This is a genomic window from Pseudomonas orientalis (assembly GCF_002934065.1).
Lineage (GTDB): Bacteria > Pseudomonadota > Gammaproteobacteria > Pseudomonadales > Pseudomonadaceae > Aquipseudomonas > Aquipseudomonas orientalis_A.
Map to the genome: position 1 here is coordinate 2686963 of NZ_CP018049.1, position 25563 is coordinate 2712525.

Consider the following 25563-nt stretch of genomic DNA (forward strand, 5'->3'; position numbering starts at 1 on the left):
AGGACAAAAAACGTTTAACCTTATGCTTGCTGAGGCCCCGATCCAAATGTGGGAGGGGGCTTGCCCCCGATGGCGGTGGGTCACCGCTATTGGGCATAGGTATCTACACAACTCTGTAGCGCCCAACCGTAACCACGATGCGAAGCGAGTCGCTCTTGATCTTGATCTGCTTCTGATCTTGATCTCAGGCGCCCCGTTAAACCACGCTGGCCGAACGCAGGCTTGAATCCGTGGGTAACCCGGCAGGACGCCGGGTTAGCCGCACTGGGCCAGGGATGGCCCATTGCGGCGGCCCACGGATTCAAGCCTGCGTTCGGGCACACCGAGCATGAGCGAGGTGCCGAGTGGTGGGGCAAGAGCGTTTTGCTTACTTTTGCGCTTTTCAAAAGTGAGCCGCTGTAAAAGCGGAACCCATAGCAGCCGTTACCGCAGAAACGGATATGTACTCGGTCTGATCCAACATCTTGGCCGGCCCTGAGACCGCCATCGGGGGCAAGCCCCCTCCCACATTTGGATCTCGGAGCGTCAGGTAGATACGCGTTAGCCCCTCGCCACAGGTGCGGTGTCGCACCAAAATTGTGTAGATACTTATGGCCATCGGGGGCAAGCCCCCTCCCACACAAATCAACAGCGTATGCCAACATTGTGCACTTGGGCATTGTCATTCAATACATGCACTTTATTGGTGCGTCAGCCGAGCGCTCGAAGGGGCGCGCCGTTGGCCCAGGCTTGAATATCCTCGATCATCTGCTGGTAGAACTGTCGGTAGTTTTGCTCGCTGACATAACCGACATGGGGCGTGGCCAGCACATTGGGCAAGGAGCGGAACGGGTGGTCATGCGGTAGTGGCTCCTGGCTATACACGTCCAGCGCCGCGCCGGCCAGTCGCCCATTGCTCAGCGCATCCACCAGTGCCTGCTCATCCACAATCGCCCCGCGCGCCGTGTTCACCAGGCGCGCGCCGGGCTTCATCCAGCCCAACGCCTGCGCATCGACAAGGCCGCGGCTGCGCTCGCTGAGGACCAGGTGAATGGTCAGAATGTCAGCCTGCTCGAACAGCTCGCGCTTGCTGACCCAGGTCGCTCCCGACTCAGCCGCCCGTTGCGGCGTAAGGTTTTCGCTCCAGGCAATCACGCGCATGCCGAATACCTGGGCAAATTGCGCGACTTTTTGCCCGATGCTGCCCAGCCCCAGAATACCCAGCGTCTTGCCATACAGATCGCCGCCCAGGCCGACCTGCCACTCGCCTGCGCGCAGGGCGTTGGCTTCGGCCAGCAGGTTGCGCGTGGAGGCCATGATCAGCGCCCAGGTCAGCTCCGGCGCAGCCTGCTTGTAACTGTCGGTACCGCACACCTGGATCCCCAGCGCCTTGGCGGCAGGGATATCGAGGGCGGCGTTGCGCATGCCACCGGTCACCAGCAACTTGAGCCTGGGCAGGCCCTGCAGCAGGGCCTGGTCGAACCGCGAACGTTCGCGCATGACGCAAATAACGTCGAACCCTTGCAGGCGCTCGACCATGGTCGCGGTGTCGGCGGGGTAGCCGTGCAGAAAGTGCACCTGGCCCAGGGGCTCGAGTACCGACCAATCCACCACGCCACTGGCCACTTGCTGCCAATCATCGATCACTGCGATCTGTAGCGACATGCACGCGTACCCCGAAAAAGGTTAAAGGGCCTTCAAACCCTGCAACAGCGCGGTATGAAACCGCGCCGGTTCTTCCATCTGGGGCGCATGGCCCAGGCCGGGAAACTCCACCAGGGTGGCATGGGGAATCAGCTTGGCCACCTGTTTGCCCAACACTTGATAATTGCCGATCCGCGCCTTGACCGCCGGCGGCGCCAGGTCCTTGCCGATGGCGGTGGTGTCGCTGGTGCCGATCAGCAGCAGGGTGGGCACTTGCACGTTCTTGAACTCGTAGTACACCGGCTGGGTGAAGATCATGTCGTAAATCAACGCCGAGTTCCAGGCCACCCGAGTGTGCCCCGGGCCCTGGTTCAGGCCGGCGAGCATGTCCACCCAGCGCTCGTATTCGGGCTTCCAGCGTCCGGCGTAATAGGTGTCGCGCTCGTATTTGCGCACGCCGTCGGCGCTCAGCTTCAGCTCGCGTTGATACCACTGGTCCACGCTCTGGTGGGGTACGCCCAGGGCCTTCCAGTCTTCCAGGCCGATGGGGTTGACCAGGGCGAGTTGCTCAGTCTGTGCCGGGTACATCAAGGCATAGCGCGTGGCCAGCATGCCGCCGGTGGAGTGGCCGAGCAGCGTGGCCTTCTGGATCCCGAGCTTTTCCAGCAACTGGTGGGTGTTGAGCGCCAGTTGCTGGAAGCTGTACTGGTAATGCTCGGGCTTGCTGGAGGTGCAAAAGCCGATCTGGTCCGGCGCGATCACGCGGTAACCGGCGTCGCTCAAGGCCTTGATCGACGCCTCCCAGGTGGCGCCGCAGAAGTTTTTGCCGTGCATCAGCACCACGCTGCGCCCGTTGGCTTTGCCTTTGGCCGGAACATCCATATAGCCCATTTGCAGGCTGTTACCCTGGGACTCGAAGTGGAAGCGCTCAACCGGGTAGGGGTACTGGAAACCCTCGAGTTCAGGGCCGTAGGTGGCGGCAAACACCGGCGCGGCGCTGGCCGTGAGCAGGCCGGCGACGCACAGGTCACGGATCAAAGGCATGGTCATAAGCTCCGGGAAAGACGTTCCGGATGCTGTTTGGGCAAGATTAACGGGGGATTAACAGCCAGTGCAGGGTGATGGCGGCCAGCACGGCGTAGCGCAGCGCCTTGGCCAGGGTCACCAGCAACAGGAAGCGCCACAGCGGTTCGCGCATGACACCGGCCACCAGGGTCAGCGGGTCGCCAATGATCGGCACCCAACTGAGCAGCAGGGTCCAATGTCCCCAGCGCGCATAGTGGCTGCGCGCCTTGTCCAGTTGCCGTTTACTGAGCGGAAACCAGCGCCGCCCCTGGAAGCGCTCCGCCGAACGCCCCAGCAGCCAATTGACCAGCGAACCCAGCACATTGCCCAGCGTGGCGATGCCCAACAGCAGCCACACGCTGTAATGCCCACTGAGCAACAGCCCGACGAGCACGGCTTCCGACTGCAAGGGCAGCAACGTCGCCGCGCCAAAGGCGGCCACGAACAGTCCCAGGTACGCCGTCAACATGGCGCAGGGACTCGTTGCACAGGGGATTTCATGGTGGGTCTCGGAAAAGTCGCGGCATTGGACCGGAAGGCTGTTCAGTTAAGCGTATACGGCCCCGTAGGAGCGAGCTTGCTCGCGAAAAACTCACAGGCGCCGCGTTCAATCAGGAAGCACGCGTTATCGTTGACGTTTTTCGCGAGCAAGCTCGCTCCTACAAAAAGCATTGGGTCGGGCATTTTCCCTGAAACGGGTCAGTTAAGCGATAGAGCGTTCAACCGCTGAAGGTTTCCAGGCGATCCTTGAGGCGGTCCAGCGCAATGCCCGAGAGTGCGATCAGGCGTTCATGCAAGGTCGGCAGTAGCAGTTCGGTCTCATAGGTCAATATACGTTTGAACAGCGTGCCGCCCTGTTGCACATGCAGGACGAAATGAATGCTGCCGTCCACCGCCAGCGAGGTGAACACGGTCTTGAACTCGCTGGGGTAACAGGCGATTTGCACGCGATAACTCATCGGCACGCGGATGCCCAGCAGGTCGATAACTTCGGTAAAGCGCGCGCCGGCCGGCAGCGAGCCGCGCGTGCCGGTATCGGCGCTCAGGGAGGAGGGGTGCCATTCGTGCCAGCGGTCGGGCTGGGTCACATAGTCGTAGACGGTCTCGACCGGTGCCAGGATGAACCGCTCCTGGCTGATGCGCTCCAGGCGGATCGACTGCTCAGTCGCGGGCATGACACACCTCCTGTGTGACGAGTGTTAAACCAGAAGTTGTCAGAATAGTCCGACTCCCGCGCTGTGCACGGGAGTTTTCCGGCCCGGATCAGCGCACTTTGAAGCGTCCCATCAAGGCAATCACCCGGCCATTGGCCTCCAGCAGGCTTTGGGTATTGGTTTCGGTGGCGTGACCGCTTTGTACCAGCTCTTCAACCATTTGTCGGATCTGCACCATGCTGCGGTTGATCTCTTCGGTCACTGCGCTCTGCTGCTCGGCGGCCGTCGCGATCTGGGTGCTGAGGTTGTTGATATGGCTGACCGAGCCGGCCATTTCATCTAGGCCGGTGTTCACCCGCGCCGTGGCATCCGCCGCCGACTGGCAACTGGCTTGAGTGTTTTCCATGGCGGCTACCGACGAGCTGACGCCCGTGGTCAAGCGCGCCAGCATCTCGTTGATCTGCGAGGTACTGGCCTGGGTGCGTGCGGCCAGTGCGCGTACCTCATCGGCCACTACGGCAAACCCGCGCCCTTGCTCGCCGGCCCTCGCCGCTTCGATCGCGGCGTTGAGCGCCAGCAGGTTGGTCTGGCCGGCGATGGCGCCGATCACGCCGAGGGTTTCGGTGATGCGCGCGGCATCCTGGCGCATGTTCTCGACGGTGTGGGTCGCGCTGGCCACTTCACCGATCAGGGCGCTGACGCTGGTGGACGCTTCGCCCACCACCACCCGTGAACGGTCGGCATGCTCGTTGGCGCGCTGGGTAAAGGCCGCCGTTTCTGCGGCGTTTTGCGCGACCGTGTCGGCGGTGGAGCTCATCTCGGTGATGGCGGTCACCGTCTGGTCCGTCTCCGAGGCGTGGCGCAACAGGATCTGGTTGGTGTGCGCCGAGGTGTGCTGCAACTGCTCAAGGCCCGAGGCCATGGCGCCGGTGGCCTGGGTCACTTCGCCGATCATGTTTTGCAGATAGACGATAAAGTGGTTCACCGAGTGGCCGATGGCGCCGAGTTCGTCTTCGGCGCGGATGGTGATGCGCCGCGTGAGGTCGGCATCACCGGCCGACAGCGCGTCGATATTGCCCTTTAGCGCTTTCATGCGCTGGACCAGTTGGCGAATCGCATACGCCGCCAGCAGTACCAGCAGGATCACCATCGGTACTTGCAACAGGGCCAGGGTGCCGAGCACATCATTGCGCTGGGCGGTGATCAACGAAGTGGGCAGGGCGGTCGCCAGGAACCACGGCGTCCCCTCGATCGGGCGCATGTAGAAGGTGCTGGCCACGCCCTGGTTGTCGAACTCGGCGCGTTGCAGGGCCTGGTCGCGATGGGCGAGGGCGGTGCTGACCTGGGCGGCGAACGCCGACGTGCCGGTCAGCTCGCTGATATTCTTCAGCACGATCGGGCCGCTGATGCGCGAGCTGTTGCTGATGATCTTGCCGTCGCCTTCGACGATCAGCATCTGCCCGCCGATGTCTTTTTCCTTGCTGGCCACCAGGTCATTGAAGAAACCCAGGGTCACGTCGATGGTCGCCACGCCATAGGCGGCGCCGTCACGCTGGATCGCCATGGCGCAGTTGGTGCGCGGCTCCTGGCTGGCATCGTCCTTGTAGGCCGCGGCCCAGGCGCATTGGCCACGGGGTGAGGCGAGGCCGCCCTTGTACCAGCTCTGGTCGTAATAGTTGGGTGCGGGGTCACTGTTCCAGAAGGTGTTGACCGCCAGCTTGCCCGAGGCGTCACGGTGCCAGAATGTGCTGTGCTTGTTACGTCCGGGCGTGCGCTGGTTGGGCAGCGGCCAGATACCGCCGCCGAACACTTTCAGCTCGCCATATTGATCCACCAGGCCGGGCAGGACCTTGTCGATGGCATCGCTGTCGAGCAAGGGAATAGTCTGGGTGATGGTGCGTTGCTGGGCCTGAACCTTGTTCAGTTCGCCCTGGATCTGTTCGGCCACCTCGCCGATGCGGTTGAGTACTACCTGCTCTTCGGTGTATTGCAGCTTGGGCGCGACCAACTGGCCGATACCCACGACGGTCAACACCAATAACACCAGAACGAACAACACCAGAAACAGGGTATAGCGGGCTTGGATGGAGCGCAGTGGGGGCATGGGGTCGTCCTTACGAAGCGTTATTGTCGACGCGGCTTTGTTAGAGCTTCGTAGGGCTATCGGCCCGGACCGGGGGAGCTTTAGGTACGTGCGTGCAAGAAAGTGCCGGCGCCGTCGGGCGGCGCCGCCTGCTCAGATCTCCAGCATGGCCATTACGTCCTCGGGGTAGCGCATGCCCGCTGTGGCGTGCGCCGGGAAGATCGCTGCCAGCGCCGCCCGTTCGGTCGCGGTCAGGCTGATCGACACGGCGGCCACATTCTCCTCCAGGTATTTACGTTGCTTGGTGCCGGGGATCGGCACGATGTAGTCGCCTTGCGCCAACACCCAGGCCAGCGCCAGTTGGCCCGCCGTCACGCCTTTGTCCGCCGCCAGCGCTTGCACCTGCTCGACCAGTTGCAGATTCTTCGCAAAATTCTCACCCTGGAAACGCGGGTTGAAGCGGCGATAGTCCTCGGCGCCGAAATCCTCCGGGCGCTTCAATGCACCGGTCAGAAAACCCCGGCCCAGCGGGCTGTAAGGCACGAAGGCGATGCCCAGGCGCTGGCAGGCGGCGAGGCAGCCATTGTCTTCCTGATCGCGGCTCCACAATGAATATTCGCTTTGCAGGGCGCTGATGGGGTGGACCTTGTGCGCCCGTTCCAGCGTGGCGGCGGACGCTTCGCTGAGGCCCAGGTAACGCACCTTGCCCTGTTGCACCAGCTCGGCCATCGCGCCGACGGTTTCTTCGATGGCCACCTCGGGGTCGATGCGGTGCTGGTAGTACAGGTCCAGGGTGTCAATGCCCAGGCGTTGCAGCGTGCCGTCGATGGACGCGCGCACGTACTCGGGGCGCCCGTTCACGCCACGCAGCGCCGGGTTCGCCGGGTCGCGCAGGATGCCGAACTTGCTGGCCAGGAACACCTGGTCGCGCTTGCCGGCGATGGCCTTGCCGATCAGCTGTTCATTGGTGTGGGGGCCGTACATGTCGGCGGTGTCGAGAAAATTGACGCCCAACTCCAGCGCCCGGTGCAAGGTGGCGATGGCCTCCGAGGAGTCGGTGCCCGGTGCGTAGAAATCGCTCATACCCATGCAGCCGAGGCCGATGGAGGAGACGTGGGGGCCGTTGTGGCCGAGTTGACGAGTGCGCATGGTGAGGCTCCTGTGGATGAGGCATCCATTGTCACGCTCGACAAAACCTGGATAAACCGGCTAAAAGCACTATCACTGTTTGGAAAATCTAAATAATTGCCGGGAGCTTACCGTGGACCGTTTCAATGCCATGCGCGTATTCACCCGGATTGTGGAGTTGGGCGGTTTCGCCAGGGCGGCGGACAGCCTGCAACTGCCGCGCGCCTCGGTGACGATCCTGATCAAGCAACTGGAGGCGCATCTGGGCGTGCAACTGCTGCAACGCACCACGCGCCAGGTCAGCCCGACCCTGGACGGCGCGGCGTATTACCAGCGCTGCGTGCAGTTGCTGACGGATCTTGAGGAAACCGAGGCGGTGTTTTCCTCCCGCCGACAAAACCCGCGAGGCACGCTGAGCATTGATATGCCGTCGGGCATTGGTCGTCTGATCGTGATTCCGGCGCTGCCGACGTTCACCGCGCTCTATCCGCAGATCGAGCTGGATATCGGGCTCAACGATCGTCCGGTGGATTTGATTCGCGAGGGGGTCGATTGCGTACTGCGCGGTGGCCTGGCGCTGGACGACTCGCTGGTGGCGCGTCCGCTGGCAATGATGGACCAGTTGACCCTGGCCAGCCCCGCGTATCTGCAACGCATGGGCATGCCCGCAAGCCTCGACGAGCTGGCACGGCACCAGATGATCGAGTATGTCTCCAGCGCCAGCGGCAAGCGCTTTGGCCTGGAATTCCAAGTCGGCGGTGAACTGCGCACGGTCAACCTGGCGAAGGTGGTTGCGGTGAACAGTTCCGACGGCTATTTCGCCGCCTGTGAGGCCGGCTACGGGCTGATCCAGGCGCCGCATTATCATGCGCTGAAGCAACTGGCCGAGGGCACGCTGGTGGAGGTGCTGCCGCAGGTGGCTGTACCGAAGATGGCGCTGACGGCGCTGTACCCGCCGCATCGTCAGCTGTCCCAGCGGGTGAGGGTGTTTGTCGACTGGCTGGTGGCGCTGTGCGCGCAGCCGGGCAATGGGTTGCGCCGCTAGGTCTGCGCCCGGCGGTAGGCCCCCGGTTGTTGCCCGGTGACTTTATGAAAGGCCCGGGTAAACGCCGCCACCGATTGATAACCCACCGCCAGGGACACATCCGCCACGGTCTGGTTCGTCTTGAACAACTGACAGGCGTGGCGCATGCGCATCATCAACAACACCTGGCCGGGTGACTGTCCGCACAGCTCATTGAAGCGTTTGAAAAACGCCGAGCGCGACAGCCCGGTGCAGGCGGCCATGCTTTCCAGCGTCCAGTTCTCCTGCGGGCGTGCAATCAACTGTTCCAGCAAACGGGAAAATGCCGGTTGCCGGCCGAGTGCCGCCAGGCCGCCCAGTTTGCTGTTATCGAGCACTTGTTGGCGCAGCACATACAGAAACAGCAGATGGCACAGGCGTTCGAGCAAGGCCTGGGAGGGCGCGGGCAGGCGTTCGCATTCCTGCAGGATCAGTGCGAACAGATTGCGCGCGGCGGTCAACGACGGGTCGCCGGCGCGCAGGATGATCCAGGCGGGCAGGCTGTCGACAATCATCGCCGAGAGCCCCGACTGGAAATGAAAGAAGCCGCAGACCAGACCCACCCCATCGGTGGCACTGCTGTCCAGAGGCAGCATCGGACGGCGCGGGCATTCTTGCGCGCCTGCTGCGCTGTCCGCACCGGACAGCCGGTATTCGAGGTCACGCAGCAGGAACACGGCATCGCCATTGTTCAGGTACTCAGCCGGTTGGCTGTCGATATGCAGGCAGCACTCGCCTTGCACAATCAGATGAAAACTTGCCCGGGCCAGGCCATGGGTGCTCGCGTGCCAGTCGCCGCAGTAGCGGCCCACGTGAAACAGGCTGGTGTTGAGTTCGAGGCTGTCTAATAACCAATCGACAAGTGCACTGGACGAATTCATCTAATGAAAAGACTCTGGAGCAAGTAATCGCGACTTTAGCCTATTGAGGGGTTTTTTTATAACCAACAGACTGGCGTTATTCACTCATCAGGAGACCACGCCATGTCCCGTGTCCCGCTGCTCACCCCTGAAAACGCGCCGGAGGCCGCCAGGCCCTTCCTGGAAACCGCGCTGAAAGGCTCGGGGTTCATTCCGAATCTGCTCGCCGTACTGGCCAATGCGCCAGCGGCACTGGAAACCTATATCACCGTCTCCGCCCTGAACGCCAAGTCAACCTTAAGCCTGGCTGATCGTGAAGTGGTGCAACTGATCGCCGCTACCAACCACGGTTGCGACTTTTGCGTTGCCGGGCACACCGCGGTGGCGCGTAACAAGGCCAAACTGCCGGAAAACGTCATCGAGGCGCTGCGCCAGCGCGGTGAATTGCCCGATGCGCGCTATGAGACACTCGCCGCGTTCACCCGTGAGGTGATTGCCACCCGTGGCGATGTCAGCGATGCCGGCTATGACGCGTTCCGCGCCGCCGGCTACAGCGAAGGGCAGGCGCTGGAAGTGATTCTGGGAGTCAGCCTGGCGACGCTGTGCAATTTCGCCAACGTGTTTGCGCGTACACCGTTGAACCCGGAGCTGGCGCACTACCGTTGGGAAAAGCCGGCCAACTGAATCGCTGCTGATCCACCTGTTGCAAACAAGGAGAAACACCCATGCTTGACCCGATCTTGAGCCGTTGGCTCGATGTTCAAGCGCAGGCCCTGGACGTGGGCAGTTGCGATCCACAGGAAGTGCTGCCGCGGCTGGCAGAGGCCAATGTATTGCGCATCGGTGTGCCCAAAGCCCTCGGCGGCCTGGGCGGCGATGTGGCGGGGGCGATGGAAGCCATCGCCAATATTGCGAGCCATTCCCTGGCGGCGGCGTTCGTCTGCTGGGGCCAGCGCTCCTTTATCGAATACCTGCTGCAAAGCCCCAATGCGCGGCTGCGCGAGCAACTGCTGCCGGACTTGATCAGCGGCAAGCTGGCCGGTGCCACGGGGCTTTCGAATGCGATGAAGTTTCTGTCCGGCATCGAGACGCTGCAGATCAGCGCCGAGCCCACTGATCACGGCTGGACCCTCAACGGCCGCCTGCATTGGGTGACCAACCTGCGCAGGAACGGTTTCGTTGCCGCTGCGGCCATTGAACACGCCGGTGGCGGCGCGCCGTTTATCCTGGCCATCCCGGATTCCGTGGCCGGTTTGCAGCGCTCCCACGATCTGGAGTTGCTCGGGTTGCAGTCGAGCAATACCGCTGCCCTTGGCCTGGAGGGCGTGGAGCTGAGCCGCGACTGGCTGCTGCACGAGGACGCGCGCCAGTTCCTGCCCGCCGTGCGCCCGGCGTTCCTGGGTTTGCAATGTGGACTGTCGATCGGGCTGGCGCGGCGCTCCCTGGCGGAGGTGGCCCATCACTTGGGCGCTTCGCGCACGGTGTTACGTGAAGAACTCGAAGCGCTGCGGGTGACCCTCGATCACCTGGTCACTGAACTCAAGAAGGGCCTGTTGACCGGGCGGTTCGCCGCCGAACCGGTGCCGTTGTTCAAGCTGCGCATTGCCCTGGCGGAAACCGCCGCCAGCGCTGTGCAGCTGGAGTTGCAGGCCAGCGGTGGCAAGGCTTACCTCACCGCCCATGGCAGCGGCTTTGCCCGGCGCTGGCGCGAATCGGCGTTTGTGCCGATCGTCACGCCGAGCCTGGTGCAACTGCGCACCGAATTGCAGCGCCAGGCCAACCTATGAGCGCGACGGTGATGACGGCCCGGGATGTGTGCCTGGGGTATGCCGGCGGCCCGGTATTGCAAGGCTTCGACCTGCAGTTGCAGCCCGGTGAAGTGGTGTCGATCCTCGGCCCCAGCGGCGTGGGCAAGTCCAGTCTGTTGCGGGTGCTGGCCGGTTTGCAGGCGCCCCAGGGCGGTAGCGTACGCGTGCTGGGTGAGCCTTTGAACGGCCCACATCCACGGGTGGCGGTGGCGTTTCAGGACCCCAGCCTGCTGCCGTGGCTGAACCTGGAAAAGAACGTCGCCTTCGGCCTGGATTTCGCCCGCCAACCGCAGTTGAGCGGCGACGAACGCCGCCAGCGTGTCGACCACGCGATTGCCGCTGTCGGCCTGGAACATGCCCGTCATCAGTTCCCTGCGCAGTTGTCCGGTGGCATGGCCCAGCGCACCGCGTTGGCCCGCTGCCTGGCCCGCCAGCCACAGGTGTTGCTGCTGGACGAGCCCTTCGGCGCCCTGGATGAAGTGACCCGCGCGGACATGCAGCACCTGTTGCTCAGGGTCAATCGCCAACAGGGCTCGGCGGCGGTGTTGATCACCCATGACATCGATGAGGCCTTGCTGTTGTCCGACCGTATCCTGCTGCTGGGTAACCGCCCGGCACGCACCCTGGGCGAATGGCGAATCGATCTGCCGCAACCGCGTGAGGAACAGGTCGACGCCATCGGCGCGCTGCGCATCGACATTCTTAAAACCCTACGGCAGGCGAGCCGCCCTCAACCCAACCCCCTCGAACTGCTGGAGCCTAGCCATGTGTCTGGATGATCTGACCCACTCGCGCCGTGACTTTCTCAAACTCTCTGCGGTGCTCAGCGCCGCCGGCGCCTTGCCGCTGCTCAGCAGCCTGCAGGCGCGTGCCGCCAGCGAGCCCGACGCGCCGGTACGCATCGGCTACCTGCCGATCACCGACGCCACGCCGCTGTTGGTCGCGCACAATAACGGGCTGTTCGACGCCGAAGGCATCAAGGCCGAACGTCCAGTGTTGCTGCGCAGTTGGGCCCAGGTGATCGAAGCGTTTATCTCAGGCCAGGTCAACGTGATTCACCTGTTGTCGCCCATGACCGTATGGGCGCGCTATGGCAGCAAGGTGCCGGCCAAGGTGGTGGCCTGGAACCACGTGGGCGGTTCGGGCCTGACCGTGGCGCCGGGCATCACCGACGTGAAGCAGTTGGGCGGCAAGTCGGTGGCGATTCCGTTCTGGTATTCGATTCATAACGTGGTGGTGCAGCAGTTGTTCCGTGACAACGGGCTGACGCCGGTAGCGCGTGCGGCGGGCGGCGCGATCGGCGCCAATGAAGTCAACCTGATCGTGCTGCCGCCTTCGGACATGCCGCCGGCATTGGCCAGCAAGCGCATCGACGGTTATATCGTCGCCGAGCCGTTCAACGCTCTGGCGGAGAACCTGAAGGTCGGTCGCGTGCAGCGCTTCACCGGCGACGTCTGGCGCAACCATGCGTGCTGTGTGGTGTTCATGCATGAGCATGACCTGACCCAGCGCCCGGAATGGTCGCAGAAAGTGGTGAATGCCATCGTCAAGGCCCAGGTCTGGACTCGCGACAACCGCGAAGAAGCGGTGAAGCTGTTGTCCAAGGACGGCCCGAACCGCTACACGCCGCATGCCGAGCCGGTGTTGAGCAAAGTGCTGGCGCCTGCAGCCGCCGATCGCGCCGGGTACCTGGCCGATGGCGCGATCCGCCACGCCAACTGGGACGAGCACCGTATCGACTTCCAACCTTACCCGTTCCCCAGCTACACCGAGGAACTGGTACGCCGTCTGAAAGACACCTTGATCGAGGGCGACAAACAATTCCTCGCCGAGCTGGACCCGGCCTTCGTCGCCAGCGACCTGGTGGATGACCGTTTTGTCCGCAACGCTATCGAAGCCGTCGGCGGCATGAAGACCTTCGGCTTGCCCGACGGTTATGCGCGCAACGAGGAGATTGGCGTGTGAGCAGCGGCAAAACCGTAGCGTGGCCGGGCTGGTTGCTCGGCTTGGGTGGCTTGGCGGGTTTGCTGGTGCTCTGGTGGCTGGGCGTCAAGGTATTTGGCGATGTGGATGGATTGTCCTCGCGCTTTTCCTTGGCGGCCACGTTCAGCAGCCTGTGGGAACTGCTGGGGCGCGGCGAGCTGTACCTGCATATTGCCGTGAGCCTCAAACGCATTTTTATCGGCTTGTTTCTGGCCCTGCTGGTGGGCGTGCCGCTGGGGCTGCTGGTGGGCAGTTCGCGTAACCTGGAGGCGGCGACCACCCCGGCGTTCCAGTTTTTGCGCATGATCTCGCCGCTGTCCTGGATGCCCATTGTGGTGATGCTGATGGGGGTGGGCGACCAGCCGATTTACTTCCTGCTGGCGTTTGCCGCCGTGTGGCCGATCATGCTCAACACGGCGGCCGGTGTGCGTCATCTCGACCCGCGCTGGCTGCAGTTGAGCAGGAGTCTGAGCGCCACGCGGTGGGAGACGTTGCGGCGGGTGATCATTCCCGGCGTGGTGGGGCATGTGCTGACGGGCGTGCGCCTGGCCATCGGCATTCTATGGATTGTGCTGGTGCCGTGCGAAATGCTTGGGGTCAGTGCGGGGCTGGGCTATTACATCCTCGATACCCGTGATCGGCTGGCGTACTCGGAACTGATGGCGATGGTGCTGCTGATCGGGCTGTTGGGCTTTGCGCTGGACGGGTTTGCACGGTGGTTGCACCAGCGCTGGGTGCACGCCGGTTGAAACCTTGAGGGCCTGCGTGCTACGCAGGCCCTCGTTAGACGCATGAGCCGGTTCACTCAGGCGCGAAGATTTGCAGGTCTCCGGTTATGTCGTTACGGGAAGTCATCGTGCCCTGCGGACCCGGCCGCGCGTCCGTGGAGTGGGTGCCGTAGCCGACCTTCAGGCCCGCTCGTTCATACACCCCGATGCCCAGCCCTCCGGTAGCTTCTGCCAGACCCGTAATGCCCTGGGTGGTATTGATGTGCTGACGCCCGACCAAGGCAATGACTTTGCCTTTATGCTTGTGCCGTAGCAGTTCGCGGGAGGCGTAATAGTTCATTTCCTTGAGCCGGCGTGTGTTGCGCTCCGTTTCGCTCAAGGCGGTGAAGGCACTTCGATCATGCCGATGGCGAGTCAGGTAAAAGTGGTCGAGTGGCACTACCTCGATGCCGTTGTCCTGAAATTTCTTGATCAGCGTCTGCAAATTCAGCGCCGGGTCGTCAGGCCGGTGTCCTGGTCCCGTATGGCCCATGCCATCGTCCTTGAGTCGCATCTTGCTATCGTAAACGACGCCCTCGATACCGATGACCTTGACGTTTTTGCGCTTGAACAGGGCGATGTGCTCATCCAGTGTGCGGAACGTGGCCAGGTGTCGGTGGTTTTCGCCAAATATCACGATATCCGAGCTGTCCAGGGCTTTTTCGATCAGGTCGGACACGGCCTCGTAGGGTTTGGTTTGAGGGAGGGTAGGGCGGGGCAGCGCAAGGTGTGTCTGCAGCGCTGCATGGCTTCGATTCATCTCCAGTTCGAAGCGGTCCTGCGTGGGTTGCCTGCGGCTCGGGGTGAAATGCGCTTCGTTGGGGGCGCCCCTGATGGCGTCGACGTACTCCTGCGTGGTGGGCGGTAAATGATCGGTTTTATGAACGATAGCGCCCGTTTGTGGGGCAACCCCATTTCGCCGCCCTTGCGAGAGTGAAACCTGGCCGGGATTTTTGTACGGATTCACCCGATGGTGTCGATGGACGTCGGCGCGTGCTTTGGAAGAGCGGCGCGCGTCGGGAGACGGGGGCATCAGCGTATGGGATGGTTTGAAGTCCTCCAAAGGCGGGCCGTAGGGCTGCATGTGGGTGGCGTCGAACGCATACCACTGCTCATTGTGTTTGACGGCGCTGGCGTTCACCGTGGTGCCCGCCACGTTGGCCGCCCCTGTGGCGGCAGCGTCATAGCGTGCGCTGGCGGCGACCAGCGCCGGTTGACCAGCCGTTCCCCTGAGGGTGCGCAGGCCATCTCGCGTAGCGCTTGCGCCCTCATAGGCCAATTTGCCGGCCCCCAGGAACAATTCGCCCGCGCCGTTGAACGGATTGAGCTCCTTGAGCAAGGGGGGAATCATGATTTTGGTGACTTTGAGCGCCTTGCTCAGGGTGGAAGCAGTCGTTCCCAGCACTTTTCCTGCTTTGGCGGCGGCACCAACGCCTGCGGTGATGAAGCCGAACATATCGAAGGCGACATCGTTGATGCCTTCACTGTAGTTGCCGTCGTTGAAATTGACGATGGCTGAACGCAAGGGAATCAAGTCCAGAAAGGCATTTCTCAACGTTCTGGTCTGTTCAGCTCGGCGCTCTGCAGACGTGGTCCCGGCGGCGGCTTTACCCCGTGCAGGGTTGTCGAGGTCCAGTGCCCCAAGAATCGACTCGGCGATGTGATGGCTGCGCGGGCTGGTAAACATATAAGGCGCAGAGGCCATGCCGGACTGCTCCTCGTCGAGGCTGTCGCGCTTGTAGTTGTCCGTGTCGACCCAGGTGAGCAAGGGATTGGTCGGCAGGTAACTGACGAACGTCCGCATGCCATCGACCACCTTGCTTTTGTCGATATCCGGGAAAAACTCCTCCACCTTACTGACTTCATCCGAGACATATTCCGGAGCACGCGGCACGGTTCGGTGGTTGATGTTGTGAATGACGCCTTTCTCAGTATCGAACTCATACTTGGACACCTTGCCGTCTTTCTCCGCCGTCACCAGTATTTTCGGGCTGGTATGAAACAACATGGGATCGGTGAACGGAAGGAGACTGACTCTGTAGCTTTTCTCCTGGTAATACTTGAGTTTCCCCGTGCTGAGGTTTTTTTTATCCTCGGGCGCAAGTTGACTGAGCGCATTGAGAACAGAAAGTTTTTTGACGGTTTTATGCTGAGCGGTGGCCTTTGCAAAGGCTTCGTTGAAGGCCCGTGGAACGTTGAAGTCCGGGCTTTTGGTGAAGGCGATAAGCGTATCGATATCAACCCCGCTGGCGCCTTTTTTGATACCCCAGCGCCCATCCATGACCACCCCTTCCATGACGATCTCAAGCAGCGAATAAGGCTTGCCGGGTTTGGGGGGCAGGCTGTTGGAAAGTCTGGAGTAAAGTTTTTCATCGATCGATGTGCTTTGCCCGAATGTCTTTTCCAGTAGCGCCCGCGCCATCTGTTCGCGGTCGGGCATCGGCGTGTCCGATAACGCGCAGGCTTCTTGCAGTTTCGCTTGCTGATGGGTGAAGGCCGCTTGTGCCTGGCTGACTTCATCCTGGCTGTACAGCGCGTCGTCTTTGGCTTCGAGGATATTATTGGCCACCCCCCAGTCCAGCAATGCTGCTTTTTGTGCGGATGCGGGAGCCGGACTGAGAGTGCTTGCCATGATCATCACTTCGGCGAAGGTCATGTTGGCTACCCTTCCAGGTGCCTGGGCCTCGATCGCGGCAGTGGCGATGCACAGATTCGCCCAGGCCTGGCTGCCGTAAAGTACATGCTCGGGAATATCTTTAACCAGAAATTGCGGCGCTGTGCGCATCAGCAGCACATGCGCGGCGGTTTTGGCCAGGGCAGGCGATGTTCTTTCGTTGTCGATCAAGTGCTGGCGCAGCGCCGCAACGAGGGTGGAAGGCGGCTGGAACCAGTGGCCTCTTTGCGCCAGATCGAAGTCGGCCGGGCGGTTGCGATGGGGGGTGGTGATGGACTCCGGATCGAGTCCCAGATGGATGACCGCCAAGGTGTAATCGTTAACGCTGTTTTCGGTGGCAATGCCATTCATCTCGGTTTGCATGGCCAGCCCCAGCGCTTGACCAGCCGTGGAATTCACAAGGGTTTCCAGGGTTTTGACCGGGTCTTCCAGCGTTTCGACAGACAGTGGCTGGCGCCTCAGCAGGCAGTCCAGCACGCCGAGCCGGGGGCTTTCCTGTTCGTCGTTGGTGCGGCTGAAGTGTTCGATGGCGGCGGCGCGCAGCGCTGGCTGGTCTTCAAGACGCAAGGGTACCGGCCAGGACAAAGCGCCAGCGAAGTTACCGAACGGGTGTTGCCGGGCTCGTGCTGAGGCGGTTTGCGCCAATGACAGCAAGGCATCGCGGCTCGTTGGTATTGCAAGGCCATTTTCGCCGATGAATGTTTCAAGACTGACGGATTTACCGGGTTCCAGTATGTAGGGTAAGTAGTGAGCGGAGCTTGGGGAAACATTCATCGGCGTTTGTTTCAAGTACGCTGATACTTCCCGCGCCGATGGGTTTTCCGGCAGTTGTTCAACGGCGTCGTTGAGTTTTTGTGCCAGGTACTTCCAGTTTTTCCGATTCTCCAGCTTCCGAGCGAAGACCTCGCTGCCACTTGCCTGGTCCAGGTGATCGAGCAGCAGGTCGGTGCGCGCCCACAGCGCATGGGTGCCGTCGAAATGCGCCGCCAGTTCGGCGGTTTGCGCAAGGTTGTCCAGGGTTTGCGGAAGGCGCAGGGGCTCGGCAATCGTCCTGACGCCTTGCGCCTGGTTTTGCGTGTGCAAAAGGTTTTGGGCCTGCTGCTGTTGGCGTTCCAGCAGCTGCGGCAGGCCTGTTGCAATGACATCGTCGGCGACCGGAACCAGGGTTTGGCTGAGCTGATTTTTCCAGTCGCATGCCAAGCTCTCTTCGACTGTCAGTGGCAGGCTCTGCATCAACTGTCGGGCGCTGTCGGGTTCATCGCTGATGCGTTGGCGCAGGGTTTCAAACGCCTTGCCTGGGCTGTCGAACGCCTCAAAACCATCGCGGGGGGTATACAGCACTGCCAGGCCTTGTTGTTCGCTGGGCGGTAATGTCCTGTCCGCATCGGCCGTGTCGAAGCGACGCAGCGCGGATGAGCCGTCGCTGCTGGTGATGATAAAGGCGCCTGCCAGCAGGGTGCCGGTGGGCTGCGGCGTATCGAGCCTGAGCGGATACACCCCCGGCCGCTCGCCCTCTTTCATGGCTCGTTCGCGCGCTGCCAGGGTAGGGTGCTCAATGGCCGTGTCAATCAGCGTCTTGGCAGCCGGTTTCAGCGTGCCGTCTTCCACCCGCAAGGCCGCCAGCGTGGACAGCATTTCCCGATGGGTGCCCAGCAGTTCATCCTGCGCGGACGCGAGGTTGTCTGCGTCAGCACGGGGTTCGGTCCAGAATCGCGCAATGCTCGAAGGCCCCTGCTGGTCGATGCTCGGTTGCCGATCTATCAGCGCCTGGATCTTCTCACTCAGTACCTGATATTGGTTGAGCAGCAGGCGCTGATCGGTGATGTGCACGCCGTTCAGCAGGGCTGTACGAATCGCGCTGACGGGGCTGATGCCCGCCACGTGAGCAGGCGTTGGCGTTTGCGACGATGCGCTGACAGGTCTTGTATCAGGCGTGTGTATGTCGCGAGCAGCAACGTCCCGGCGCAGGCGGGGGTGGGCGATACCTATAGGCAAGGGGTGTACTCCAACAGCGTTGGCCCATGCTTCCTGACGACAATTGGGGGGAATCTTTCCTTGGTGGGCTCGCAGTATGTGAGATGCGGACCTTGGATGGTTCCGACAGATGCGGGGAAAGAAATTTATAAAAATGTGCCGCTCGTTTGCCGGTAAGGCAAGCGCGCGGCCGACGCAGTCAGCGGCGCTCGTATCCTGGGCCGCCGCCATAATGATGGTCATGCCAGCCGCCACCCCCACGCGGGAAAAAGAAGCAGCCGCTCAGGGTCAACATGATCAGCAAGGGGATCAGCAGGGCGATTCGGCGCAGCATTTCTACATCCTCCGGGGTATTCACAAGATCGAACGGGCGCGGAACGAGCCAAAGCTTTTCATCGCCTGTAACATGAGACCTCGCAGTCCCCGGTCCATCCCCGTTTCCGGGTATGTGCTTGGCATGCGCGGCGATACACAGTGGATACATTCTTAAAGGTGCAGGAACTCGTCATGACCCAAAAGCAACGTCTGAAATATTCGATCCTGATTGCCCTGGCCGTTCTGGCCTCGATGTTCGGTCTGTCCTACCTGCAGAACATGGGCGTGATCAGCGAAAAAACCTTCCAGTACCTGGCGATTGCGATTGCCGTGGTGGTGGTCGTGATCAACGGCATCATGCGTCGCAAGGTCAAGCCCCACTTCTGATGAGCCTGATTCAGACGCGTCCTTCAAGCACTTTGGCAGCCTCTTCATGGAGGCTGTAGCTCTTGTCGGCATTGAGGGTGATCACGCCCTCGCTGCACAGGCGCTTGAGCACCTCGCGCACGCTGAGAAACGACAACGGGATGCCCAGCTCCAATAAATGGCTGTGCACACCGCGCACGCCCAGGGTGCGCTGGTTGCCGGCAGCAGTGAGCAGGGCGTCGATGACCTTCAGCCGAATCAGGCTGGTACGCAGGCCGAAACACTTGAGCAAATGGCGTATGCGCTGGTTGCCCTGCTGTTCCGGCGTCTTGCCGAACCCTTGTGGACCGTTACCGAACGTGGCCTCGGCGGTTGATGAGTGTCCATCCGTGGGCGCTTGTGGGTTGTACATGCAAAAACTCCTTATCAGAGCCTGATCAGGAAAATGATGGTGCTCTTATTCAATAAGACGAACGAACGGGCAAAATCATGAAGTGCAGGATGTAGAAAATGTGTCGGTATCGGGTTTGTCACACTGCGCTCACCCGGAATAAACCCATCGCGCGGCTAAATTATTCCCGGTGGGTTGCGTCCTAACGGTGGGGCAGTTGTCCCTATCGAGGGATGTTCAATTGACGGTGGAGTCGGCGTGATTATTTCCAATGGGTTGTCCAGGGTATGCGTGGCAGGGATGTTACTGGGTTTGAGCCTGGCGGCATCGGCGCGCGAGCAGGTGGCGCAGGCGTCGGCGGAGATTCGGCGTACCACTTATGGCGTGCCGCATATCCGTGCCAACGACGAACGCGGCCTGGGTTTCGGCATCGGTTACGCCTATGCCCAGGACAACCTGTGCCTGCTGGCCAATGAAATCGTTACGGTGAACGGCCAGCGCTCGAAGTTCTTCGGTCCCGAGCAGGCCACCCTGGAAGAGCGCAACAACCTTGCCAGCGATGTGTTCTTTACCTGGCTGAACACGCCGAGCGCGGTCGAGGCATTCTGGAGCGCGCAAACGCCGCAGATGCGCCAGCGCATCGAAGGCTATGTGGCAGGCTTCAATCGTTATCTGAAAGAGCAGGGCGCACCGGCGCAGTGTCAGGCGGCGTGGGTGCGTCCACTGGTCAAGGAAGACCTGGTCAAGCTGACCCGCAGGCTGCTGGTGGAAGGTGGCGTCGGGCAGTTCGCCGAAGCCTTGGTTGGGGCGACACCTCCGCAAGCCGTTGCCTCTGTACAGCCAAGCGTAAGGGCATTCGAACTGGCCGCTGCCCATCAACAGCGTTTTACCCTAGACCGGGGCAGCAACGCCGTGGCCGTCGGCCGGGATCGCTCCTTCAATGGGCGTGGCATGTTGCTGGCCAACCCGCATTTCCCCTGGGTGGGCGGCATGCGTTTTTACCAGATGCACCTGACCATTCCCGGCCAGCTGGATGTAATGGGCGCGGCCCTGCCCGGCCTGCCGGTGGTGAATATCGGCTTCAACCAGCATGTGGCGTGGACGCACACGGTGGACACTTCCAAGCATTTCACCCTGTACCGCCTGACCCTCGACCCCAAGGATTCCACCCGCTACCTGCTCGATGGCAAGTCCTTGCCCCTGGATAAAACCACGCTGATCGTGCAGGCCAAACAGGCCGATGGCAGCCTCAAGGATGTCACCCATACGGTCTACAGTTCGCAGTTCGGCCCCGTGGTGCAATGGCCCGGCAAGCTGGACTGGGACAATCACTACGCCTACAGCCTGCGCGATGCCAACCTCGGCAACGACCGCGTGCTGCAACAGTGGTACGCGATGAACCGCGCCGACAGCCTCCAGGCGCTGCAAACCTCGGTGCATACCCTGCAAGGCATCCCGTGGGTCAACACCCTGGCCGCCGATGACCAGGGCCAGAGCCTGTACATGAACCTGTCGGTGGTGCCCAACGTCAGTGCCGCCAAGCTCGCGCTGTGCAGCGACCCGCGTGCAGGCCTGCAAATGATCATGCTCGACGGCAGCCGCAGCGCCTGCGCCTGGGATATCGACCCCCAGGCTGCGCAAGCGGGGATCTTCCCGGCCGCCCAGTTGCCGCAACTGCAACGCAGCGACTATGTGCAGCACTCCAACGATTCGGCCTGGATGGCCAACCCCAAGGCGCCGCTTACCGGCTTCTCCCCGGTGATCAGCCAGGACAACATCGGCCTCGGGCCCCGTGCGCGTTTTGCCCTGCAACGCCTGCAATCCCTGGAGAAACAACCGATCACCGTCAGCGCCCTGCAAAACATGGTCATGGACAACGAGGTGTACCTGGCAAGCCAAGTCATGCCGGACCTGTTGGCGTTCTGCGCCAAGCACCTGGGCAACGATGCCGCCGCGCTGCAGCCCCTGTGCACCCGCCTGAAAACCTGGGACCAGCGCGCCAATCTCGACAGCGGCCTGGGCCTGGTGCATTTCATCAACCTGGTGGAGCACCTGCAGCAGATTCCCGATGCCTGGCGCGTCGCCTTCGACCCGGCCCACCCGCTGATCACCCCCAAGGGCCTGGCCATCGACCGCGCGCCCGTGGCCAAAGCCCTGCGCGAAGCCATGCTCGCTTCCAGCGCCGCTGTCGACAAACTCGGCGTGAAGCGCTGGGGCGACATCCAGGTCTCCGGCCAAACCCCTATCCATGGCGGCCCGCAGGAACTGGGCATCTACAACGCCATGCAAACCGTGCCCCGCGCCGACGGCAAACGCGAAGTCGTCAGCGGCACCAGCTATTTGCAAATCGTCACCTTCGACGACAAGGGCCCCCAGGCTGTAGGCGTACTGGCGTTCTCCGAGTCCAGCAACCCGGATTCAGATCACGCCAAGGATCAGACCCAGGCGTTCTCCGAGAAACAGCTGCGTCCACTGCCCTTCACCGAAGCCCAGATCAATGCCGACCCGCAGTACCAGACGCAACGGGTGAAGGAGTAGGGCGGGCACGCAACCCCTTGATGCCAATGCGAAATATTTTTGAAATCAAGGGGTTGCGGGCAAAAGCAAATAAGTACATAATGGCGCCCATCGAACGCAATGAATCATTAAAAACTTTAATGTATTCAATGAGTTAGGTGTGTTGGATAAGTTGCAGAGTAGAGGCGCGCTTCACAGAGCCCACTCAAGTTTGTATGCGATAAGTGCCGGCAACACAGGCATTGATCGTTTGAGGCCGAGTAGCAAAATGGTTATGCAGCGGATTGCAAATCCGCCTACGCCGGTTCGATTCCGACCTCGGCCTCCACTCTTGAAAACCCCGTAGATTAACGTCTACGGGGTTTTTTATTGTCTGTGAAAAAGTGGAAATCTTATCCGCTCAAGGATCAGGACTGAGAAAATCACCGCCGTCTGTAGGAGCGAGCTTGCTCGCGAAAAACGTCAACGATAATGCGTGCTTCCTGAATGAGCGCGGTGCCTGTGAGTTTTTCGCGAGCAAGCTCGCTCCTACATTTAGGGTTTGGCCTCGATAGCGGTGGGTCAGAAATACCTATATTGACTGACACGCCGCCATCGGGGGCAAGCCCCCTCCCACATGGGATCACCATTCGTCTGCCACCCGGCACTCTGCCTGCCATGCCGTCTCTGAATATCAAGCGCGGATATCCCGAGCGTAGGAACGGAGAACCAGCATGCATATCAACGAGAATGCCCCGGGGAACCTGTCTCAGCAGGACGTGACTCGTAGCACCGATAACGAAACCGGTCACGACCCTAAGCGTGATGAGGACAACATTCCGCTACCGCCGGACGACGAAGCGCCGCTGGAGGAGGATATGTCGGATGTGGACGCGGCCGATTCGGTGGCGAGTGAGCATCCGGATAACTAGTGATTGATTCAAGCTAATGAACCCGGCCTGGCCGGGTTTTTTTGCGGTGCAGAACGAGCCTGCCATCGTTTTTTCAAATCCAGAGTCCGTGGTTTTCGACGAATGACGTGTCTGGATCAAGGGTTCCAGCCTTTAAACGGTTGTCACGAACGCTTCAGCCGACTACCCTGAAATTGTTTGTATTGTTACAAACAATTTCGGTGTGACTGTTTTCCGGTCACACGGCTTCAGGATGAGGAACGAAAAATGTTTTCACACGAAGGTACCGCGCTAGAGCTTTTAACCCTGGTTTTTGGCGTGACGGCTTTACTTCTGGTGATCTGGTTTGTCCACCACCAATACGAACTCAGGGCGCGAAAGCGTGTAAAAAAACAACATGCTGATGGCGGTCAGCATTCAACGCAACACCGCTGATTGGCCCAATGCAGCGCTGCGGCTGGTCTCACCCAGCCGCTTCAGATCGACTGATTCGCTGTTCTTTGACTTCATGCGCATAGGCTTCAAGACGTTTCTGCTGGACGGCCAGCAGGGCGCCTATTTTCACCAGCAGCGCCGCTTGCTTGCCCGCATTGCCGGTGGCCGCCATGGCCTTCAGTTCAACCACCGACCAGCCGATCACGGCGCTGGCATCCTCAAGGTCGTAGAACAGTTCCTGTTGCGCAGTCCTGGGACCGCCGAGATCGTCTATCAAGCGTCCATCCTGGTTACGGGGAGAAAATCACAGGCAAAGAAAAGCCCGCGATGGGGGAGCGGGCTAAAAGGTGTTCATGTAGGAGCTGGGATAACTTTAGGCGTCCATCTGTGAAAGCTTCGTGAAACCCATGTCGTCAAAGTGTATTCCTCGATCCAGTGCCAGCTGTATGGGGCGATAGGCCGCGCAACCCTCTACTGTCGCAGGACATCAACCCCGCTTGGATGCCACGCCATGTTCATGTCCACCAGTCTTTTGTCGGCCTTTGTGCTGTTCGCTTTCGTGTCTTCAATCACCCCGGGACCCAACAACACCATGTTGCTGGCCTCTGGCGTGAATTTCGGCTTTCGCCGTTCGATGCCCCATGCGCTGGGGATCAGTATCGGCTTCATGGTGCTGGTGATTTGTGTGGGGCTGGGCCTGGGCGAAGTGTTCAAGCTGTTTCCCTGGGCTTACACGCTGTTGCGCTATGTCGGCGCTGCCTATCTGCTGTACCTGGCCTGGAAGATCGCCAACGCCGGCGGCATGGCGGACAGCGATGACGAACAGGGCAAGCCGATGACCTTCCTCGGCGCCGCGGCGTTCCAGTGGGTCAACCCCAAGGCGTGGATCATGGCACTGGGTGCGATCACGACCTATACGCCGGCTGAGGGCTACGTGACCAACGTGCTGGTGATTGCGCTGGTGTTTGCCGTGGTCAACCTGCCGAGTGTGTGCGTGTGGGTCGGCTGCGGCAGTGGCTTGCGCAGTGTATTGCGCGAGCCGCGCTGGTTGCGGGCGTTCAACTGGACCATGGCGGGTTTGCTGGTGCTGTCGCTGTATCCGATGCTTTTTGTGGGGTGACGCCCACTAGACCGGGGATATGGTCGCCAGCAAGCCGATGCCGATGGTCAACACCAGAAAACCGAACAGGAAAATAGCCATCTTGGTCATAAGGCCTCCAAAGGGAAGGGGGACGACAGGAATGTCGGATGGCGCCATTGTCCGCTTCGGGCGGTTTTCGATACAGAGGCAGATGGCGCGGAAAAAACCGTATCAGATGGCGCGCCAGCGCCTGGATCGCAGGTTTCAGGCGCTATAGGTTTTTGCTGATCAGCCGCCGGGAGTGAGACAGCCACCGCGTTTGCCCCTAAGATAGCGCCCACTGCATCAACAATAAGAGTGGGCCAACCCTCGATGGAAAGACGCCAGTTCAGCGGTGGCATGAAGGGTAAGAACCTGCGCTACCTCAATGACAATCCCCAGCAAACGGTCGCGGCCACCCGCATCGGCTTCCTGCTGCTCGAACACTTCTCGTTGCCGGCCTTCACCCAGACCCTCGATACGCTGGTCACCGCCAACCTGCTGCGCCCCGAGCTGTTCGCCACACGCACGTTCGGTTGGGACGAGCATGAGATCATCAGCGACCTGGGCTTGGTCATCCGTCCCGATGCGCGCCTGGAGCCGGTGGTGTTGCCGGACCTGGACCTGCTGGTGATCTGCGGTGGATTTCGCACCGAACTCAAGGCCAGTGAAGACTTCATCCATATCCTGCGCGCCGCTGCCGAACAGGGTGTCGGGCTTGCCGGCCTGTGGAACGGCTCATGGTTTCTCGGCCGCGCCGGGTTGTTGCAGGGCTATCGTTGCGCCATCCACCCGGAGCATCGTCCGGCGCTGGCGGAGGTGTGCAAGGCCGCGCAGGTGACCAGCGAGCCCTATGTGATAGACCGCGACCGCCTCACTGCTTCAAGCCCCTCGGGTGCCTTCCATATGGCCCTGGACTGGATCAAGAGCCTGCACGGCAAGGCGCTGGTCGAAGGCATCGAAGACATCCTCGCCTTCGAAGAGTCGCGCTACCGGCGTATCAAACCGACCGAAAACGTCTGCGTCAGCGCACCGCTGCGCGAAGTGGTCAAGTTGATGGACGCCAACCTGGAAGAGCCGCTTGAGCTCGACCAGCTCGCCGTTTACGCCGGCCGCTCGCGCCGCCAGCTGGAGCGCCTGTTCAAGGAACAATTGGGCACCACGCCGCAACGCTATTACATGGAATTGCGCGTCACCGAAGCGCGGCGCCTGTTGCAGCACACCGAGCTATCGCAAGTCGACGTGCTGGTGGCGTGCGGGTTCGTGTCGCCGAGTCATTTCAGCAAATGTTACAGCGCGTATTTCGGCTATCGGCCATCGAAAGAAAAAAGGTTGGTCAAATAATCT

Annotated in this window: 23 protein-coding genes and 1 tRNA gene; 13 read left to right on the forward strand and 11 right to left on the reverse strand. The window is 61.2% G+C overall.

The annotated features are described in order from the left end of the window. Positions 1–690: 690 nt before the first annotated feature. From BOP93_RS12025 to BOP93_RS12050, 6 genes are all read right to left on the reverse strand, one after another. A complete protein-coding gene (locus tag BOP93_RS12025) occupies positions 691–1644 on the reverse strand; it encodes a D-2-hydroxyacid dehydrogenase family protein (RefSeq protein WP_104502788.1) in 954 nt (317 codons plus the stop codon). 21 nt (positions 1645–1665) lie between these two features. Continuing rightward, positions 1666–2667: an alpha/beta fold hydrolase gene (locus BOP93_RS12030; RefSeq protein WP_104502789.1), complete on the reverse strand. Its 1002-nt coding sequence runs from the start codon at positions 2665–2667 to the stop codon at positions 1666–1668. 46 nt (positions 2668–2713) lie between these two features. Continuing rightward, a complete protein-coding gene (locus BOP93_RS12035) occupies positions 2714–3157 on the reverse strand; it encodes a YqaA family protein (protein WP_104502790.1) in 444 nt (147 codons plus the stop codon). Between the two features lie 250 nt (positions 3158–3407). Continuing rightward, positions 3408–3863: an SRPBCC family protein gene (locus BOP93_RS12040; protein WP_104502791.1), complete on the reverse strand. Its 456-nt coding sequence runs from the start codon at positions 3861–3863 to the stop codon at positions 3408–3410. A gap of 88 nt (positions 3864–3951) precedes the next feature. Further along, a complete protein-coding gene (locus BOP93_RS12045) occupies positions 3952–5946 on the reverse strand; it encodes a methyl-accepting chemotaxis protein (RefSeq protein ID WP_104502792.1) in 1995 nt (664 codons plus the stop codon). Between the two features lie 132 nt (positions 5947–6078). Then, positions 6079–7074 (reverse strand): aldo/keto reductase, encoded by a 996-nt coding sequence (locus tag BOP93_RS12050; RefSeq protein WP_104502793.1) that lies wholly within the window; start codon positions 7072–7074, stop codon positions 6079–6081. 112 nt (positions 7075–7186) lie between these two features. Between BOP93_RS12050 and BOP93_RS12055 the strand changes: the two genes are divergently transcribed. Then, positions 7187–8098, forward strand: a complete 912-nt coding sequence (locus BOP93_RS12055) for a LysR family transcriptional regulator (RefSeq protein ID WP_104502794.1) — start codon at positions 7187–7189, stop codon at positions 8096–8098. Here the strand turns inward: BOP93_RS12055 and BOP93_RS12060 are convergent. Continuing rightward, complete coding sequence (locus BOP93_RS12060; RefSeq protein ID WP_104502795.1) at positions 8095–8997, reverse strand: AraC family transcriptional regulator; 903 nt, start codon at positions 8995–8997, stop codon at positions 8095–8097. The genes BOP93_RS12055 and BOP93_RS12060 overlap by 4 nt on opposite strands. Before the next feature lie 102 nt (positions 8998–9099). Between BOP93_RS12060 and BOP93_RS12065 the strand changes: the two genes are divergently transcribed. The 5 genes from BOP93_RS12065 to BOP93_RS12085 are packed head-to-tail and all read left to right on the forward strand — an operon-like array spanning position 9100 to position 13516. Beyond that, positions 9100–9660 carry a carboxymuconolactone decarboxylase family protein gene (locus tag BOP93_RS12065; protein WP_104502796.1) on the forward strand — a complete coding sequence of 187 codons (561 nt, stop codon included), beginning with the start codon at positions 9100–9102 and terminating at the stop codon, positions 9658–9660. A gap of 41 nt (positions 9661–9701) precedes the next feature. Beyond that, on the forward strand, positions 9702–10763 hold the full coding sequence (locus tag BOP93_RS12070) for an acyl-CoA dehydrogenase family protein (RefSeq protein WP_104502797.1): 1062 nt from the start codon (positions 9702–9704) through the stop codon (positions 10761–10763). Next, the gene (locus BOP93_RS12075; protein WP_104502798.1) at positions 10760–11563 is read left to right on the forward strand and encodes an ABC transporter ATP-binding protein; all 804 of its coding nucleotides are present in this window, start codon (positions 10760–10762) and stop codon (positions 11561–11563) included. The genes BOP93_RS12070 and BOP93_RS12075 overlap by 4 nt, the downstream gene beginning before the upstream one ends. Then, positions 11550–12749: an ABC transporter substrate-binding protein gene (locus BOP93_RS12080; protein WP_104502799.1), complete on the forward strand. Its 1200-nt coding sequence runs from the start codon at positions 11550–11552 to the stop codon at positions 12747–12749. Before BOP93_RS12075 ends, BOP93_RS12080 begins: the two co-directional genes overlap by 14 nt. Beyond that, positions 12746–13516 carry an ABC transporter permease gene (locus tag BOP93_RS12085; RefSeq protein ID WP_104502800.1) on the forward strand — a complete coding sequence of 257 codons (771 nt, stop codon included), beginning with the start codon at positions 12746–12748 and terminating at the stop codon, positions 13514–13516. The genes BOP93_RS12080 and BOP93_RS12085 overlap by 4 nt, the downstream gene beginning before the upstream one ends. A 52-nt stretch (positions 13517–13568) precedes the next feature. Here BOP93_RS12085 and BOP93_RS12090 read toward each other — a convergent pair whose 3' ends face one another. Together BOP93_RS12090 and BOP93_RS27975 are read right to left on the reverse strand one after the other, a co-directional pair. After that, the gene (locus BOP93_RS12090) at positions 13569–18089 is read right to left on the reverse strand and encodes a membrane-targeted effector domain-containing toxin (RefSeq protein WP_237140413.1); all 4521 of its coding nucleotides are present in this window, start codon (positions 18087–18089) and stop codon (positions 13569–13571) included. A gap of 292 nt (positions 18090–18381) precedes the next feature. Then, entirely contained in the window at positions 18382–18516 is a 135-nt protein-coding gene (locus BOP93_RS27975) for a hypothetical protein (RefSeq protein ID WP_257791311.1), read from the reverse strand. A gap of 173 nt (positions 18517–18689) precedes the next feature. Between BOP93_RS27975 and BOP93_RS12095 the strand changes: the two genes are divergently transcribed. After that, positions 18690–18884 (forward strand): hypothetical protein, encoded by a 195-nt coding sequence (locus BOP93_RS12095; RefSeq protein WP_104502802.1) that lies wholly within the window; start codon positions 18690–18692, stop codon positions 18882–18884. Positions 18885–18894: 10 nt separating this feature from the next. On the opposite strand, the gene BOP93_RS12100 is transcribed toward BOP93_RS12095, so the two are convergent. After that, complete coding sequence (locus tag BOP93_RS12100; RefSeq protein ID WP_104502803.1) at positions 18895–19275, reverse strand: fe2+ zn2+ uptake regulation protein; 381 nt, start codon at positions 19273–19275, stop codon at positions 18895–18897. Positions 19276–19512: 237 nt separating this feature from the next. Between BOP93_RS12100 and BOP93_RS12105 the strand changes: the two genes are divergently transcribed. The 4 genes from BOP93_RS12105 (at position 19513) to BOP93_RS27610 (ending at position 23096) form a co-directional block, all read left to right on the forward strand. Continuing rightward, complete coding sequence (locus BOP93_RS12105; RefSeq protein ID WP_104502804.1) at positions 19513–21792, forward strand: acylase; 2280 nt, start codon at positions 19513–19515, stop codon at positions 21790–21792. Between the two features lie 233 nt (positions 21793–22025). After that, positions 22026–22099: transfer RNA gene (locus BOP93_RS12110), tRNA-Cys, on the forward strand. A 385-nt stretch (positions 22100–22484) separates the two neighbouring features. Continuing rightward, positions 22485–22682 carry a hypothetical protein gene (locus BOP93_RS12115; RefSeq protein WP_104502805.1) on the forward strand — a complete coding sequence of 66 codons (198 nt, stop codon included), beginning with the start codon at positions 22485–22487 and terminating at the stop codon, positions 22680–22682. A 246-nt stretch (positions 22683–22928) separates the two neighbouring features. Then, entirely contained in the window at positions 22929–23096 is a 168-nt protein-coding gene (locus tag BOP93_RS27610; protein ID WP_164484898.1) for a hypothetical protein, read from the forward strand. 28 nt (positions 23097–23124) lie between these two features. Here the strand turns inward: BOP93_RS27610 and BOP93_RS12120 are convergent, their stop codons facing one another. After that, positions 23125–23373, reverse strand: coding sequence for a hypothetical protein (locus BOP93_RS12120; RefSeq protein ID WP_104502806.1), 249 nt, complete (start codon positions 23371–23373; stop codon positions 23125–23127). 234 nt (positions 23374–23607) lie between these two features. Here BOP93_RS12120 and BOP93_RS12125 point away from each other — a divergent pair, with 234 nt between their 5' ends. Further along, positions 23608–24216, forward strand: coding sequence for a LysE family translocator (locus BOP93_RS12125; protein ID WP_065885584.1), 609 nt, complete (start codon positions 23608–23610; stop codon positions 24214–24216). Positions 24217–24576: 360 nt separating this feature from the next. Further along, positions 24577–25560, forward strand: coding sequence for a GlxA family transcriptional regulator (locus tag BOP93_RS12130; RefSeq protein ID WP_104505274.1), 984 nt, complete (start codon positions 24577–24579; stop codon positions 25558–25560). Positions 25561–25563: the final 3 nt, after the last annotated feature.

Coding starts and splice junctions, on each gene's coding strand:
- BOP93_RS12025 (WP_104502788.1), bottom strand. CDS start 1,644: ATGTCGCTACAGATCGCAGTGATCGATGATTGGCAGCAAGTGGCCAGT.
- BOP93_RS12030 (WP_104502789.1), bottom strand. CDS start 2,667: ATGCCTTTGATCCGTGACCTGTGCGTCGCCGGCCTGCTCACGGCCAGC.
- BOP93_RS12035 (WP_104502790.1), bottom strand. CDS start 3,157: ATGTTGACGGCGTACCTGGGACTGTTCGTGGCCGCCTTTGGCGCGGCG.
- BOP93_RS12040 (WP_104502791.1), bottom strand. CDS start 3,863: ATGCCCGCGACTGAGCAGTCGATCCGCCTGGAGCGCATCAGCCAGGAG.
- BOP93_RS12045 (WP_104502792.1), bottom strand. CDS start 5,946: ATGCCCCCACTGCGCTCCATCCAAGCCCGCTATACCCTGTTTCTGGTG.
- BOP93_RS12050 (WP_104502793.1), bottom strand. CDS start 7,074: ATGCGCACTCGTCAACTCGGCCACAACGGCCCCCACGTCTCCTCCATC.
- BOP93_RS12060 (WP_104502795.1), bottom strand. CDS start 8,997: ATGAATTCGTCCAGTGCACTTGTCGATTGGTTATTAGACAGCCTCGAA.
- BOP93_RS12065 (WP_104502796.1), top strand. CDS start 9,100: ATGTCCCGTGTCCCGCTGCTCACCCCTGAAAACGCGCCGGAGGCCGCC.
- BOP93_RS12070 (WP_104502797.1), top strand. CDS start 9,702: ATGCTTGACCCGATCTTGAGCCGTTGGCTCGATGTTCAAGCGCAGGCC.
- BOP93_RS12075 (WP_104502798.1), top strand. CDS start 10,760: ATGAGCGCGACGGTGATGACGGCCCGGGATGTGTGCCTGGGGTATGCC.
- BOP93_RS12080 (WP_104502799.1), top strand. CDS start 11,550: ATGTGTCTGGATGATCTGACCCACTCGCGCCGTGACTTTCTCAAACTC.
- BOP93_RS27975 (WP_257791311.1), bottom strand. CDS start 18,516: ATGCTGCGCCGAATCGCCCTGCTGATCCCCTTGCTGATCATGTTGACC.
- BOP93_RS12095 (WP_104502802.1), top strand. CDS start 18,690: ATGACCCAAAAGCAACGTCTGAAATATTCGATCCTGATTGCCCTGGCC.
- BOP93_RS12100 (WP_104502803.1), bottom strand. CDS start 19,275: ATGTACAACCCACAAGCGCCCACGGATGGACACTCATCAACCGCCGAG.
- BOP93_RS12115 (WP_104502805.1), top strand. CDS start 22,485: ATGCATATCAACGAGAATGCCCCGGGGAACCTGTCTCAGCAGGACGTG.
- BOP93_RS27610 (WP_164484898.1), top strand. CDS start 22,929: ATGTTTTCACACGAAGGTACCGCGCTAGAGCTTTTAACCCTGGTTTTT.
- BOP93_RS12125 (WP_065885584.1), top strand. CDS start 23,608: ATGTTCATGTCCACCAGTCTTTTGTCGGCCTTTGTGCTGTTCGCTTTC.
- BOP93_RS12130 (WP_104505274.1), top strand. CDS start 24,577: ATGAAGGGTAAGAACCTGCGCTACCTCAATGACAATCCCCAGCAAACG.